At 35.8% G+C, this 15,970-nt stretch carries 10 protein-coding genes and 4 pseudogenes; 10 read left to right on the forward strand and 4 right to left on the reverse strand.

Translation table 11 applies throughout. The features are described from left to right. Positions 1-7 precede the first annotated feature (7 nt). The 5 genes from M5V91_RS29260 (at position 8) to M5V91_RS29280 (ending at position 4,926) form a co-directional block, all read left to right on the forward strand. Complete coding sequence (locus M5V91_RS29260; RefSeq protein ID WP_009336025.1) at positions 8-637, forward strand: NAD(P)/FAD-dependent oxidoreductase; 630 nt, start codon at positions 8-10, stop codon at positions 635-637. Between the two features lie 114 nt (positions 638-751). Further along, positions 752-1,099, forward strand: a complete 348-nt coding sequence (locus tag M5V91_RS29265) for a metal-sensitive transcriptional regulator (RefSeq protein ID WP_009336026.1) — start codon at positions 752-754, stop codon at positions 1,097-1,099. A gap of 14 nt (positions 1,100-1,113) precedes the next feature. Further along, positions 1,114-1,320 carry a copper chaperone CopZ gene (gene copZ / locus M5V91_RS29270; RefSeq protein WP_009336027.1) on the forward strand — a complete coding sequence of 69 codons (207 nt, stop codon included), beginning with the start codon at positions 1,114-1,116 and terminating at the stop codon, positions 1,318-1,320. A gap of 131 nt (positions 1,321-1,451) precedes the next feature. After that, a complete protein-coding gene (locus M5V91_RS29275; protein ID WP_009336028.1) occupies positions 1,452-3,881 on the forward strand; it encodes a heavy metal translocating P-type ATPase in 2,430 nt (809 codons plus the stop codon). Between the two features lie 538 nt (positions 3,882-4,419). Next, positions 4,420-4,926 carry a GNAT family N-acetyltransferase gene (locus M5V91_RS29280; protein ID WP_284522418.1) on the forward strand — a complete coding sequence of 169 codons (507 nt, stop codon included), beginning with the start codon at positions 4,420-4,422 and terminating at the stop codon, positions 4,924-4,926. Positions 4,927-5,268: 342 nt separating this feature from the next. Here the strand turns inward: M5V91_RS29280 and M5V91_RS29285 are convergent, their stop codons facing one another. Beyond that, a complete protein-coding gene (locus M5V91_RS29285) occupies positions 5,269-5,658 on the reverse strand; it encodes a hypothetical protein (RefSeq protein WP_034297806.1) in 390 nt (129 codons plus the stop codon). Between the two features lie 588 nt (positions 5,659-6,246). On the opposite strand from M5V91_RS29285, the pseudogene M5V91_RS31040 reads away from it, so the two are divergent. Both M5V91_RS31040 and M5V91_RS29295 read left to right on the forward strand, forming a co-directional pair. Then, positions 6,247-6,625 (forward strand): annotated as a pseudogene (locus M5V91_RS31040) (IS1595 family transposase); the annotation flags it as partial. A gap of 966 nt (positions 6,626-7,591) precedes the next feature. Further along, positions 7,592-8,208: pseudogene (locus M5V91_RS29295) on the forward strand (YdhK family protein). Between the two features lie 111 nt (positions 8,209-8,319). On the opposite strand, the pseudogene M5V91_RS29300 reads toward M5V91_RS29295, so the two are convergent. The 3 genes and pseudogenes from M5V91_RS29300 to resA all read right to left on the reverse strand — a co-directional run bounded on the left by M5V91_RS29300 (position 8,320) and on the right by resA (position 11,608). Continuing rightward, positions 8,320-8,996: pseudogene (locus tag M5V91_RS29300) on the reverse strand (response regulator transcription factor). Continuing rightward, positions 8,974-10,383, reverse strand: a complete 1,410-nt coding sequence (locus M5V91_RS29305; RefSeq protein ID WP_284522419.1) for a sensor histidine kinase — start codon at positions 10,381-10,383, stop codon at positions 8,974-8,976. The pseudogene M5V91_RS29300 and the gene M5V91_RS29305 overlap by 23 nt, the downstream one beginning before the upstream one ends. A 703-nt stretch (positions 10,384-11,086) precedes the next feature. Next, positions 11,087-11,608, reverse strand: a complete 522-nt coding sequence (gene resA / locus M5V91_RS29310) for a thiol-disulfide oxidoreductase ResA (RefSeq protein ID WP_009336034.1) — start codon at positions 11,606-11,608, stop codon at positions 11,087-11,089. Positions 11,609-12,325: 717 nt separating this feature from the next. Here resA and M5V91_RS29315 point away from each other — a divergent pair. The 3 genes and pseudogenes from M5V91_RS29315 to M5V91_RS29325 form a co-directional block, all read left to right on the forward strand. Then, on the forward strand, positions 12,326-13,981 hold the full coding sequence (locus M5V91_RS29315; RefSeq protein ID WP_034297814.1) for a peptide ABC transporter substrate-binding protein: 1,656 nt from the start codon (positions 12,326-12,328) through the stop codon (positions 13,979-13,981). 129 nt (positions 13,982-14,110) lie between these two features. Beyond that, the gene (locus tag M5V91_RS29320) at positions 14,111-15,040 is read left to right on the forward strand and encodes an ABC transporter permease (protein ID WP_009336036.1); all 930 of its coding nucleotides are present in this window, start codon (positions 14,111-14,113) and stop codon (positions 15,038-15,040) included. A 63-nt stretch (positions 15,041-15,103) separates the two neighbouring features. Beyond that, positions 15,104-15,959, forward strand: a pseudogene (locus tag M5V91_RS29325) (ABC transporter permease); the annotation flags it as partial. Positions 15,960-15,970: the final 11 nt, after the last annotated feature.

The raw sequence follows: 15,970 nt of genomic DNA on the forward strand, positions 1-15,970 counted from the left end.
AACCGTAATGGAAAATCAAAGAAAAAAGGTAAAAATGGCTGTAAATGGAGGAATCAATTTTGGTGCAAAGCTTAATGCCAAGCAGTTGCTTGTTATAGCGAAATATATGGAGGATCAGGATGAGCTTGAATTAACTACTTTTCAGCAACTCTATATTGACGTATTTGAGGACAAGAAAGACGAAATTATCTCAGAATTTGAACAGGCAGGACTCCGGTGTTATCCAGTAGGGAGCTTTGTTAAAAGCTTAAGGACATGCAACTTTTGCAAAGGAGAAGAAGAAGAAGGAATGCCAGTAGCAAAAGAGTTGAATGAACGAATAGCAGGTATTCCTGTTCCTTTCACATTAAAGCCTGCTTATACGGGCTGTCCTGTAGGATGTGGTGAACCGCTAGTCAATGACATAGGTATTATGAAGGTAAAAGATCATTATGATTTATATATTGGAGGAAAAGCGAAAGGAAAAGATGCTGAACCGGGGTATCTTCTAATGAAGAATCTTAAACCAGAAAATTTATATGCAGCGGTTGAAAAGATTATTGAATTTTATCAGCAGCAGGGAAAGAAACGAGAGGCATTTCATAAGTTTGTAAACAGGATTGGCAAAGAGACGATATTGAAAGAAATTAATATTTAAGCTGAAGATACAGATCGAGTTCACAAAAATAACATATTTTACAAAAAATTATATCCTTTCCTATTTACATAGGGTACGGGGGTATGATATATTTAATTTGTAAGGGGAAGCTAAGTGCAATCTAAATTCAATACAAATGCATTATTAATCGAAGAAGAAAGCTGCTGCGCAAGCGAGAGTGAGAGAAAAAGTCACCATTCGGATAAGGTAAAAAACAATCTTGTGACTCGATTAAACCGAATAGAAGGCCAAATCCGCGGAATAAAAGGTTTAATTGAAAGAGACACTTATTGTGACGATGTCATTACTCAAATATCAGCAACACAATCTGCGTTAAACAGCGTGGCAAAAATTCTTTTAGAAGGGCATTTAAAAGGATGCGTAGTGGACCGCCTACAACAAGGGGATTTGGAAGTATTAGATGAAGTACTTGTTACTGTCCATAAGTTAATGAAAAAATAAAGGAGCTGTTAATAATGGAAAAGGTTACATTAAATGTAGAAGGAATGTCATGCGGACATTGCATTAAAGCAATTGAAGGAAGTGTAGGAGAATTACCTGGTGTTTCGAATGTTAAGGTTCATCTTGAAAGTGGAAAAGTTGATGTAGAATATAACTCTACAGAAGTTTCCCTAGAGAAAATAAAGGAAACAATTGATGATCAAGGGTATGATGTAAATTAAATCAGAAGAAGGGGTGTGCAAATGCGGCACCCTCTCTTTTTCTAAAAAATATACCCAACATGGGTATATAGAGAGCAACTCACGTTACATCAAATTCATCCTCATTTCAATCTAAAAAGGAGGAATAAAATATGGCGGAGCAAACAATAGCCAAGACGCAAGCGAAGGCTACTGGGGAAAATGTCACATTGAGCATAACCGGTATGACATGTGCTGCATGTGCAACCCGTATTGAAAAAAACATTACGAAGGTTCCAGGTGTAAAAAAAGCTAGTGTTAACCTTGCTACAGAAAAAGCTTCTGTAACGTATGATCCTACAGAAGCCACTGTTGAAGATGTTATTGCAAAAATAAAAAAGACAGGTTACGGGGTTCAGGAAGAAAAAGTCCAGCTTGATATCATAGGAATGACATGCGCAGCGTGTGCAACCCGTGTTGAAAAAGGGCTAAAAAAGATCGAAGGGATAACAAGTGCAGCTGTCAATTTAGCAACTGAAAAAGCTAATATAGAGTACATTCCTGGAAATACGAATATCGAGCAAATAATAGCTGCTGTAAAAAAAGTCGGCTATGATGCCAAGGTAGTTGGCGATAGGGATGAGGATTATGAGCGCAGCGCAAGGGAAAAAGAGTACAAAACACAGATAAGGAAGTTTACTATTGGGGCAATTCTATCCGTATTCTTTTTAGTTCAAATGATATCGGATTTTGCAATGGAATATGGTAATGGAATGTTTTTTCATATGAGTCCTTGGGTCCAATTTCTTCTTGCTACTCCAGTTCAATTCTATGTGGGCGGCCATTATTACCGTGATGCATACAATGCGGTTCGCGGTGGCAGTGCTAATATGGCTGTCTTAGTTGTACTGGGGACTTCAGCCGCCTACTTTTACAGTCTTATTGTCACTATTTTAGGTACAGGGCAATTCTTATATTATGAAGCAGCTGCCATTGTTATGACTTTAATTGTTTTAGGAAAACTGCTTGAAACAAGAGCTAAAGGACAAACATCAGAAGCGATCAAAACGCTGATGGGGCTTCAAGCAAAAACAGCTAGGGTCATTCGGGATGGAGAAGAACTTGACATTCCTCTTGAAGAGGTTCAAACAGGAGACTTGATCTTTGTTCGTGCTGGAGAAAAGATTCCTGTTGATGGAGAAATAATAGAGGGAAACACTACTGTTGATGAATCTATGCTAACAGGCGAAAGTATGCCTGTTACAAAAGGAACAGGCGATACAGTCATTGGAGCAACGGTAAACAAACATGGTGCATTTACATTTAAAGCTACCAAAGTGGGTAAAGATACGGCATTAGCCCAAATTATTAAACTTGTCGAAGAGGCTCAAGGTTCGAAAGCTCCTATTCAGAAACTCGCTGATAAAATATCTGGGATCTTTGTGCCAATCGTAATCTTAATAGCACTTGCTACATTTGCTATCACTTACTTCCTTGCAGGATTTACTCCTGCACTTGTCAGCACTATTGCTGTACTTGTTATTGCATGCCCTTGTGCATTAGGCTTAGCGACACCGACTGCTGTAATGGTTGGTACTGGTAAGGGTGCTGAGAACGGACTTCTTATCAAAGGGGCAGAACATCTTCAAACTTCACAGCGGGTAACTACTGTTGTATTGGATAAGACCGGAACGATTACAAAAGGGGAACCAGATGTAACAGATATCGTTACTTTTGGAAAATTCTCAGAAGATGAATTACTGCAGGTGGCTGCATCTGCTGAAAAAGGATCGGAGCATCCACTTGGAGAAGCAATTATTAATGGAGCAAAAGAAAAAGGTCTTCAGCTTCAAGATGCCCAAGACTTTATTGCCATTCCAGGTCACGGCATTCAAGTTAGTATCAGTGATCAAAAGGTATTTATAGGAAATAAAAAGCTAATGCTCAAAAATAATATAGATATAGGTGCTGCGTTAAGTCGGATGGAACAGCTTGAAGGAGAAGGGAAAACCGCTATGCTTATAGCAGTCAATGACAGTCTTGCCGGAATAATAGCAGTAGCGGATACAGTTAAAGAAACATCTGCAAAAGCAATTAAACATCTAAAAAATATGGGTATAGAAGTTATTATGATTACTGGCGATAATAAGTTGACAGCAGAAGCAATTGCCAAGCAGGTGGGGGTTGATCGGGTACTTGCTGAAGTACTTCCTGAGGACAAATCAGCCGAAGTCGAAAAATTAAAGCAGGAAGGAAAAATTGTAGCCATGGTTGGGGATGGTATCAATGATGCGCCGGCACTGGCTGCAGCCCATGTTGGTATTGCTATTGGAACGGGGACTGACGTTGCAATGGAGGCAGCAGATATCACTTTAATGCGTGGTGACCTGATGGGAATAGTTGATACCATCAGCTTATCCAAATCAACCATGAGAAAAATAAAACAAAATCTCTTCTGGGCATTTGCCTATAATGTTATATTGATACCTGTTGCAGCAATTGGCCTTTTAAACCCAATTCTCGCTGGAGGAGCCATGGCTTTCAGTTCTGTCTCGGTAGTAGGTAATACTTTATTTTTGCGAAAATGGAAGCCTGTACGCTAAATTGGTTTAATTAAAGTTATTTATTTTTTCAAAAGAGGGTATGACTCACATTAGTGTCCTGAAGTCATACTCTTTTTTTCGTAATAACGACTATGGTTACCACGATACTATTTATTGACCAATTCAGAAATTGTTGGGTGGTTTTATATAGTAGAGTTAAGTTCTGCTTGAGGTTAAAATTTAAAAACGCCTCATAGGTTATTAAACAAGACCCCTCTAATTTCATTTTAAAAGTTATTTCAAGAAGGTAGTTTACTTTCGATCATACTGAAAAAATGTCATTTTTAGGTAAGTAGTGTGCTACTACTTTTTTATTCTGAAATTCATTCAAACCATCAGAAAATTCATTCAGATTTTCTGGAATTTTCACCCTCACCTCAAAGAGAAAGATATGACTTGAAATAAAGTGATACAAGTATGATTTGCTGGCATTTCTCCAGCAATATTTGTTTTAATAAATTTAAGCATTACCTAGAAAGAATTTGTTGATAGGCGTAAGAATTGAATCACAATTCAAATAGGAGGCAAATTTATACTTATGGTTATAATTCGTGAGGCACTAGATACTGAACTAGAAATTATTCGTGAACGAAGAGTGCAAGCATATGAAGAACATATAAACAGTATCCCCAAGGGCCACTGGGAAGCCCTTAAGACGGCTATATCCTCGGATGCTGATGAACAGCAAGGGGTTGAACTTTTAGTAGCTGAAATAAATGGAGAAATAGCTGGAAGTGTGGCTTTATTCCCTCCGAAGTCAGATGCGTATAAGGGGCTTGCCGATATGTTAGAATATCCAGAAATTAGAATGCTTGCAGTTAGCCCTGAATATAGAGGTAGAGGTATTGCAGAGGCTCTAGTAAGAGAGTGCATTCAGCGAGCAAAATCTAAAGGCTTTCCTTGTATTGGTTTACATACTGCTGAGTTTATGAAATCAGCATTACTGATATATAAACGTATGGGTTTTGAAAGAATACCACAATTTGACTTTCAGCCAGCAAATGACGGGATCATCGTGAAAGCATTTAACTTATCCATTAAATGAGATGTATTATAAAACTCAGAGCAGGTATAAAATCATCTATATGACCTCATTTTATTTAAAGTTAATCGAACTCCATGGTTGATCTTAAGTAATGGATTTTCAGGTGTCTGTTATATTCATGCAAAAAGAACAAAGATAAAAATAAAAAAGGGTGCAGGCTGAATTTTCAGCTGCATCCTTTTTCTTAGCAAATTCTTCTGTGAATATAATGATGCAAACCTTCTAATATGGTTCAAGCGCACTACTAAATATAAACTTAAAAAACTAGCCAATAAAGTCTATTGAACTTTACAAATATTAGTAAAAGAAAAAAGGAGTAGCCACTCCTTTTTTTTCTGACTATTAAAATAAGAGCTTCAAAAATGACCAGCTCATTAAAAAAAACGTGCCCCCGGAGGCTATTAATATAGTAGTTAACTTTCTTTTTTCCCTATTTTGAAGGAGTTTATATTCTTTATAAGTAATAAGGCCTTTTGCAAACTGTAGTCCTACTTCATCTACATTGACGGAATAAGGCCTTCCATCAGTATCTTCAAGCACGACCTTTGTAACTAAAGGCAAAGTTCCACCAGAAGATAAATTTAAATTACTTTGTATAGATAAATTTTCTTTAATTTTAATGCTCTCACCACTAGTAGTAGTTATACTGACTAGTTTGTAAATAGAGTGTTCCCTAATTTCCTCACATATTTTAAGGGCTTGTAATTCAATAACATTATGAGTAAAGCACAAGTTCTTCACCCCTTCTTTAAAACAACAGGAAAGTTAATTCCGAAATCTTAGATGTTTAACAAGGAAGACAATCGCATTAAAAGAGATTATGGTTTTTCTTTTCTCAATAATATGCAAGGTAAAAAGTATTTGTGTATGCATAATTTATGCAAATATTTTAGGTATAAGTAAGATACAGAGAAATTAATCGGCTTGGAAAATTATATACTCTCCAAAAATCAAAAAATAGAACCACTCTGGTTAGTGTGTAGTAACTTGTAAATCACTCACGATCGAATGTACCACTTTAACTTTGAAGGACTAATAAGATTGGAGATATAATAAATGGTCTTTCTATCTTGGTTTATTCAACTCTTGATTATTCTGATTATAATTATTATAGAACAATTTGACAAGGAACAGCCTCTGTATTGCAATAAAGTAATTATTTTTTGCACTTGTTGCCGGAACAATAATACTATATATCGCATTTTAGCTTAATTGAGAAGAAAATAAGTGTTAAGTGTTTTCAATTCTTTAATACCCTTCTATTATGTGCAAATACACAGATTTCTTGAAGACATGGTTTAAATTGAAATCCTATCCAAGCGGGTTAAAGCTGAAGAAACTGATGCAGTGATTGGTGAATTCATTCATCTATTGGCTCTGTTATGCACTGATATGGCAACGAACTAAAAAAATTTCTCGAAGATAAAAGGCTTGCTGCACGAAACGATTAACGAACGTCAAAAGCAAAGAGTAAAAAAGCGATCTATCATATACAGCACGTCACTAACTTCCACAGCTTAAAGGGTTGGATGGAGCGTTTTCAGGGTGTTGGAACATATTATCTAGATCATTACCAAAACTGGTTTATTTGGGTTGAATTAGTAAATCACTCTTACCAATAGATAAACGCATGGAACATAGTTTGATTTCAACCTGCCAAAAATCAAACTATCATACAGTTGAGATGTTAAGAAGTTGAACAGGCAGTTAGATAAAAAAACGCTCAGAGCCTTTTTTACTCTATGCGTCGTAAATTTAAATAAAACGTTGCTCCATGAAAGCTAACATATTCGGAGGAAATAAAATTAAGGCATAGAACTTGTAACAAAGTGTATCCCAACTGTAATTATACTTAGGAAAACCATAAAATAGCACGATGACAACAATAGTTTTTTTATCAACAATTGCTCATTTATTCTTTTCTGGACAAAAAACCCAACCGCAACAACTATAAGCCATAACACTACTCCTAGCAATGAGAATAAGTATCCAGAGTTCATTATCCAAAGAATTAAAATAGATGCGTGAAATAATAATAGAATCCCAGCAAATGCTTTCAAATTCTTCTCTCCCTTTCTCTATAAAGATGCAAATTCAATCTTCAATAATCCTGCTCTTTCGCTCAAGAAGTTCCTCATACATAATACCATAAAAAGTAAAAACAACATTCTTTATGAAAAGAGCCTTCAAGAACAATAGTTATATACCTAAGCAGCCGATAAAGAAGTTGGGATAAAGAAAGAGGTTCTTCCTTATATTTTTAAACGTTTTTACAGAGGGATAGATCCAGGAACAGCAAAACAGGAGGAATTGGCATAAAGTTCTCCATCGAAATAGCACTAGTTAATGTAAACGCGGGAGAAATAAATATAAAAGTTAATATATGCTGGCAGCCACTCTGGCTGTTCTTATTTCCTATTAAAGGTAACCACTAACACGTTGTGCGGCTTGCCATTAATTATTAAATAGATACTCTTAAAAATAGCCATTTGTATAGTCTATAGTATTTATCAAATAAAAATCCCAAAGCTATGCAGAAGAATAATTTAGTTTCTAGTGGGGAATAGATTTAAGGACAAAATTTTTTATAGAAACTGCTTTCATCACATTTTCTGCACATTTTTTAGGTATGATATTCTAAATTACTTAAGGAGGAGTTATTTAAATGTTAAAAATGAAATTAAGGAATTCTATGTTATTTGCATTACTTACTGCTCTTTTATTACTTTTGGGAGCTTGTTCAAATGCAAATGATGAAAACACGGGAAACAATGAAGGCAACGAGAATACAGAAGAGAGCCAAGAGAATATGGATGAAGATATGGAAGGCATGGATCACAGTAATATGGATATGTCTGGATCGGGCGAAGTTCCCGAAGGTTTAGAAGAAGCAGCTTCACCAACTTATGAAGTTGGAAGCAATGCGATTATTGAATCTGATCATATGCCAGGTATGAAAGGCGCTGAAGCAACTATTGTAGGGGCATACGATACTACTGTTTATACTATCTCTTATACTCCGACAACGGGGGAGAAAGAGTGGAGGATCATAAATGGGTCATCCATGAAGAAATAGAAAACGCCGGTGAAGAACCTTTTGAACCTGGAGCAGAAGTTACTGTAAATGCAGAACATATGGAAGGCATGGACGGAGCAACTGCAGAAATTGATTCAGCTGAACAAACAACTGTTTACATGGTTGACTTTACTACGACAACTGACGGCAAAGAAGTGAAAAATCATAAATGGGTGACTGAAAGTGAGCTATCCCCAGCTGAATAGTTTGTAAGATAGAAGATCGATTAAAAATAGAAAGTCGATTCCTTAGCGAAGGAATCGACTTTTGTTATGATTGGGTTTGATTTGAATGCTTAAGTTGAAATAGGCTGCGAATTAATCCTTTCCTGTCCATTTATATCCCACACCCCAAACTGTCAGTAAATAATCATCCGCCGGAAATCCTGCCTTTCTCAGCTTTTCTCGTATGTTTCTAACATGAGAGTCAATTGTACGGTCTTCAATTGATACCCCAAATCCCCAAACCGATTCAATTAAGTGATCTCTAGAGAAAACCTTGTTTCTGTTACTTATAAGTAACTGTACCATCGCAAATTCTTTAGGTGTCAACAATACCTCTTTATCTTCATAATAAAGCTCATAGGAATCTGGTTTTAGTAAAAGACCTTTAAATGCGATGAACTCATCTTCTTTTGCAGTTCTTCTAAGTACTGCTTCAATCCTTGCTACAAGTTCTTCTTCATCAAATGGTTTTAAAATATAATCATCTGCACCTAATTTTAACCCTTTAACAATATCAGGTTTCTCACTTCTCGCTGTGAGCATGATTATCGGGATATCCCTGACTTTTTTAATTCTTTGCATGCTTTCCAGCCATCCATTTCAGGCATCATCACATCTAATAATATTAGATCTGCGGGTTGTGATTCTATAAACCTGATTGCTTCTATTGCAGATGACTTTTTGACGCAATTATAACCTATTGGGGTTAAATACAGGGCAAGTAAATCCAGCATTCTAGATTCATCATCAACTAATAGTATCGTTTTCAATTTTATCTGCTCCTTTAAAGACAAGTTCAAATTCTGTTCCTTTTCCTTCCTTGCTTCTCACAGAAACAGTCCCCCCATGGGCTAGAACAAGCTCCTTTACAATGGCGAGCCCCAAACCTGTTCCTCCTAAAGATCTCGTTCTGGATTTATCTACACGATAAAAGCGGTTTAGAATATAAGGCAGATCTTCTTCGGGAATCCCTTTTCCATTATCTCGAACTTTAATATAGACATCCTTCTTTTTATTGTTTACAGATAGAATCGTTTTGGCCCCAGGTGGAGAGTATTTAATAGCGTTATCCAGTAAATTAAAGATGATTTGCTCAAGCCTAGTAGGATCAGCGATAATAACCGCTTCTTTTGGACAAATTACATCCAATTCCATTTCTTTTTCTTGGAAAGCCGGAGAAAACTTTTGCTCTATTTTCAAAATAAAGTCTGTTAAGTCTATAGGTCTTTTCTGTATAACGAACGAATTTTTATCCATTTTCGCAAGATCAAAAAGATCCTTAATTAAATCAGAGAGACGATTTGCTTCTTCATGAATAATATTTAAATATTTATCTCGATCCTCAATAGATAAATTCCTTTTATGAACAATATCGGCATATCCCTTGATATAGGTGAGGGGTGTCCTGAGTTCATGAGAAATGCTCGCCAAAAAATCGTTTCGCTCTAGTTTTAAATAATGTAAATCGCTTGCAAGCCGAGAGATAGAATCGGCTAAATCCCCAAGTTCGTCATTCCTATTTTTGGGGAGAGAAACAGTAAAATCTCCTTTACTGATTTGAGAAGTAGCTTCCTTCATTTTTATTAAAGGTTTAGCAAGACCTTTTGAAAGAAAAATGATTACAGTTAAGGTTAAAAAGACAGCAAATATTCCTGTTAATATAAAGTGTTTATTTAGTCTGTCAATCAGAGAGTGTATCGATTCTGTTTCTTGAAACATAAAAACCTTCGCGGTAATGTCGCCATCTATTTCGACAGGGCTAACCGTTGAGATAAACTTTCCCTCTTTCCAGTTACCGTCAACTACCTCTCCATCTCGTGGGATTACTGAGTCTGCACTATTAATATGGTCTTGAATATCGCTGCTTTTTGATGAGGAACCAAGTATTCGACCATTCATATCGGTAATAACGACATCCGTATTTGCCTCGGATTCCATTAAAGATACATGAGAGATTGTATCTTGATCAAAATGCTTTTCGAGAATGTCCCTATGGGCGTTACCTCTAGCTTGTAAAGAAATAAACTCTTCTTCTATTCTTGAATCTACAAGGGCCGAGTGTAAGAAGAAAAACATAAAAATCTCAAGGCTAAAAATAATTAGAAAGAATACTATTCCAAGCTTTATTGAAAGCTTTTTTTCATTTATTTCACCCATTTCCCAAGAAGCTGCTAATTTATATTATATTTCATGAATTTGAAGAAATTATGCAGAATAAGGTGATACTCTTTGGATATTATTACTTGTGACTATATCTGAATTTACTTAAGTGATAAGTATTTCTTTAATACTGTATCAATAGTTCTTTTTTTGACGGCCTTGTATGCTTTAAAAAGGAAGGAAACATTATTCCTCTGAAGCAGCGTAATTATGGGTAGTTCCGATAGCGGTCAAGTTTATTCTTCCCACTAAAAAAACAAACCAAGTTGTCATCGGACCAAGCAACGGTTGGAGAATAGGAATCTACGGATGAAGTCACAATTAGTTTGAGAATTTCCACCCTTAATACAATATATAAAGGCTTCACACCTATTTATTATAATAAGAGTGTAGCAATTAAAGAAAACTTATTTCTTTACAGGGAAATTGTAATGGTTGGAATATTCGCAGTTTAGCAAATCCATAATAGATATAGCAGAGTTTAGCTATCTACTAAACAAATTATTTAGATAATTGATGAAGAAATGCATTTGCCGTCTTAAATGCGCTGCGGACATTATAAGTTGACCGTTTGGCTTAAGATTAAGGTATTCATGATTTAAAAGTCACTTGCATTCTATTAAACATTAAATCCCAATTTCTCAATATAATAATGAGAAATTGGGATTTTTATTAACCGACCTTTGGAGTCAGCGTTTTGTTATGGGGCAATTGAATTCATATAATCCCCTATATTTTCCTCAGTCAAAGTTCCAGTTAAGGTTTTAACAACATTCCCATCCTTATCAATTAAGATTGTAGTGGGTATTGGGCCAATGTTATATAATTCCGTTACAACACTTCCCCTGTCCATCAAGATTGGAAACGTCAAGTTATGTTTTTTTACGAAAGTCGAGACAGCTAAGTCACTTTCATCTATATTGACCGCGAGAATTTCTACACCTTTCTCTTTATATTGTTTATATTGATTCTCCATATATGGCATTTCTTTTTCACAAGGTTTACACCATGTGCCCCAAAAATTCAAAAATACCCCTTGTCCTTTTAAATCAGATAATCTTATTTGATCTCCGTCCAAGGTTTCTAAAGAAAAATCAGGAGCAGCTGTCCCTTCTTTTATTGAAACTTTATCTTTTGTCAAATTGGCGTAAAGAGTATAACCGACAGCACCAAAAAGCAACAACAAAATTACACAACGTATGATCAATCTCTTAGTTTTCATAAAAATCTCCTTCGTTGTTTCACTATAATTATAATGAAAATGGTTATTAGAATATTTGAGAAGCATATATGTAAAAAGGGCTTATAACTCTTGGTGGAAACCCAGTGGAGTTACATACTTTAAAAAATTTAATTTTCCTAATTCAATATATATATAGACACCCAAGAAGGTCCTCTTATTTTAGCTATTATCTTAATTAATACCAAAAATAAAATGATGATACACGCAGTTAGAGCCAAAAAGGGCATGCTAATACAGCCAAACCGGTTAATTATTGGCAAACTGTAAAGTACCGCTTAGAGACATATTGGCACAAATGATGGTCCCTTCTAAACTTCTAATTTAAATTATATGTCTTAAATTTGAAGAATTTATGCAGAATATGACAAAATTATTATTTTGCTCTAAATACCTTTTTATTTGTGTCTCTTTTAAATAATCCATATAAACGAAGTATTGACAATTCGAATAAATTTACTTAATATTATGATTAATTATTATATTTTGAATATTATATATAATCAAATTCAATACTTATATAGTCTACAGTTATTAGTTGAAATTAAGGGGCTATATCGAATCACTATGTGCATTTTGCATGGTTATTCGATATGCTTCCTTTTTTATATTTAAGTAGGTTTCGGAGGTGATAAGGAGTAAATTCTCAAGTAACTTAGCGTTTTCGTAAATTAAAAACGAATAATGGGGGGATATTTGATGATTAATACGAGAAGTCGATTATTATTTTTAACCTTCTTAGTAATTAGTTTATTTATCAGTGCTTGCAGTAATAATAGTCAGGTTAATAATCAGAACAGCACAGAAAATAATAACGATAAAACGGAGTCCGCTAACAAAGAACAAATAATTACGATAAATGCATTATCCGAACCTCCTAGTCTTGAGCCGGCTTTAATAGATAACCAGATTGCTGGGGATATATCAAACCAATTATTTGAAGGTCTTGTTCGCTTGGATAAAGAAGGAAACATTGCTCCAGGTGTAGCTGAAAAATGGGATGTTTCTGAAGATGGTACTGTTTACACTTTCCATTTAAATAAAAATGCAAAATGGTCAAACGGTGACCAAGTACAAGCAGAAGATTTTGTTTATTCCTGGGAGAAGGTATTGCGTCCAGAAGTTGCTGCCCCACTTGGAAGTAATCTATTTTTTATAAAAAATGGAGCAGCATATAACGAAGGAACGATTAAGGATCCCGCTGAGCTAGGTGTTAAAGCAGTAGATGAATATACCCTTGAGGTTACTTTAGAAAAACCAACTTCTTTCTTTTTGGGATTAACAGCGTTTTTCACACTATTACCTATAAACAAAGAAGTAGATCAAGCAAATACAAAATGGGCATCAGAAGCTGAGTCTTTTGTTTCAAACGGTCCATTTAAAATAGAGAGCTGGAAGCACGGACAAGAATTAATAATGGTACCTAATGAAAATTATTGGGGAAAAGATGTCGTAAAACTGGATAAGTTAAAGTGGGTGATGGTGAATGAACAAAACACAGAATATGCCATGTACCAATCAAATGAACTGGATTTCTCTGCTAATTTACCAAATTCAATTAGAAATAAATTAATTTCATCTGGAGAGGCAAAAACAGCACCGAGCGCAAGTTTGGCTTATTTACGTTTTAATCATAATGATAAAATTTTTGCTAATGAAAAAATACGCCAGGCATTAAGTCTGGCACTCGATAGAAATCTCTTAGTAGAAAAAGTGACACAAGGAGGAGAAATTCCAGCTCTAGGTTTAATACCAATAGGACTGAGTAGCGGTGCTGGGGAATTTAGGGAATTGGCCGGTGACACATTGTTTCAGGATAATGATGTTGAAACTGCAAAAACTTTGCTCCAGGAGGGACTTGATGAATTAGAACTTTCCGCTTTCCCGAAAATGAATCTACTATTCTATACGGACGATACGTACAATAAGCTTTCACAGGCCATGCAGGAAATGTGGAAGAAAAACTTAGGCATAGAAGTGGAGCTCCAAACAATGGAGCGGAAGGTTTTTGTTCAAAATGTCCAAGCAGGAGATTATCAGTTCGCTATATACAGTACTGGTGCTGACTATGACGATGCCAGTAATTTAATGGGACAATTCATGACCGGGGATGTTTATAACTATAGCAATATCTCAATTCCAGAGTACGATCTATTAATGAAAAAAGCAGAAGCAGAATTAAACCTAGAAAATCGTGCCAAGTATTTGGTTGAGGCTGAAAAGGTTCTGATAGACCAGATGGCTATTTCTCCTCTTTATTATCGTACAAAGGTGTATCTGCAAAAGGATCATATAAATGGAATTTATCAATATACTATCCAGGCCATTGATTTCCGAGAGGCATATGTAAAGTAGTGATAAAAGATAGGTAAACCGGTGAAAATTTTAGTTTATGTAGCTTTTAATAACTGGAAGAGTGTACAAAGCGTACACTTTTTCAGTTTGTTCTATCCAGTTGCTTCTCAAAAATAAAGGAGGGGAAATATGCGCCAGTTTCTGACTAGGAGAATTATTAGTGTCTTTATGACATTGTTCGTAATTATTTCACTTACCTTTTTATTAATGTACGCCATACCAGGAGATCCTTTTACAAGTGAAAATCGAATACCAGAACAAGTAGTTGAAAACTTAAAAGAGCATTATGGACTTAGTGATCCCATGTACATTCAATATTTTAAGTATCTTAAGGGAGCCTTATTATTCGACTTTGGTCCTTCGATCAAGTGGGACAATCAAACAGTGAATGAATTAATAGCAAGCGGGTTTCCAGTTTCTGCTTTGATTGGTTTGCAAGCAATTATTATTGCAACCTTTTTTGGCATTGCATTAGGCATTCTTGCTGCAATTCGACACAATAGTGCAATTGACTATTTTTCAATGATTATTGCTATTCTTGGCCTTTCCGTTCCCAGCTTCATATTCGCAACAGTTTTAATTAACTTTTTTGCTATTAAAATGCAATGGTTTCCTGTTGCCACTTGGGGGACTTGGAAGCACTCTGTTTTGCCTAGTGTTGCCCTAGCCGTGACACCAATGGCATATATCGCCCGCCTAACTCGATCAAGTATTCTTGAGGTCTTATCGATGGATTATATCCAGACAGCGATGGCCAAAGGAGTAACAGGTACAAGATTCGTGTTTAGGCATGTGCTTAGAAATGCTATGATTCCGGTTGTAACTATTCTGGGTCCCATTACAGCCACTGTATTAACAGGCAGCTTTGTAATTGAACAAATCTTCGGTGTGCCTGGATTAGGTAAATATTTTGTGGAAGGCATTACTGATAGGGATTATCCATTGATTTTAGGGACTACAGTTTTTTATAGTGCTATTCTAATATTCTTTGTTATATTAGTCGACATTGCCTATGTTCTTATCGATCCAAGAATAAAGCTTCTTAGAGGGAGGGGATAGCCAAATGCAGCCAGTTCGGGATGAGCTCTTTGTATTTAAGAAAAAAACAGAGAGGAGAAACTACTTAGTAAACCAAGTGTTTCATTTTGGAGAGACGCATTGAGAAGACTGAAACAAAACAAGCTAGCTATGACAGGATTCAGTATGATAATTCTTTTAATCGCAATGTCCATTATAGGTCCAATGCTTGTACCTTATTCGTATTCTGACCAAAGTCTGCTAAATGCTAATCTCCCCCATCAAAAGGTTTTTGGTTTGGAACAGACGATTTAGGAAGAGATATATTTTCAAGGACTTGGATAGGCGCCAGAATTTCCTCTTTATTGGAATAACAGCCGTTTTATTGGACTTAATAATTGGTGTTATATGGGGAGGTATTGCAGCCTACAAAGGTGGAAAAACAGATGAAGTCATGATGCGAATCGTAGACATCCTTTATGGATTGCCTCATTTGCTTGTGACAATTCTATTAATGGTCGTATTAAAGCCTGGATTACTCACCATTATCATTGCTATGGCCGCAACTGGATGGATTGGAATGGCCCGTTTAGTCCGTGGGGAAATTTTGAGATTGAAAGAGTCTGAATTTGTATTAGCATCACAGGTATTAGGGGGAAACTTTTTCAGAGTGCTTTTTAAACACCTGATTCCAAATGCTATGGGCCCAATCATTGTAAGCATGACGCTATCTGTCCCTGGTGCAATATTTGCCGAAGCAACTTTAAGTTTTTTAGGACTTGGTGTACCTGTTCCGCTTGCAAGCTGGGGAACAATGACGTCAGAAGGTCTTGTCACCTTATTAACAGGTGAGATATGGCGCTTATTTTTTCCAGCTTTATTTATCTCATTAACCATGTTTTCTTTTAACGTATTGGGAGATGGCTTAAGGGATGCACTAGATCCAAAACTTAAAAAATAAGAACCTCTAAA

The organism is Cytobacillus pseudoceanisediminis (assembly GCF_023516215.1).
Taxonomy (GTDB): Bacteria; Bacillota; Bacilli; order Bacillales; family Cytobacillaceae; genus Cytobacillus; species Cytobacillus pseudoceanisediminis.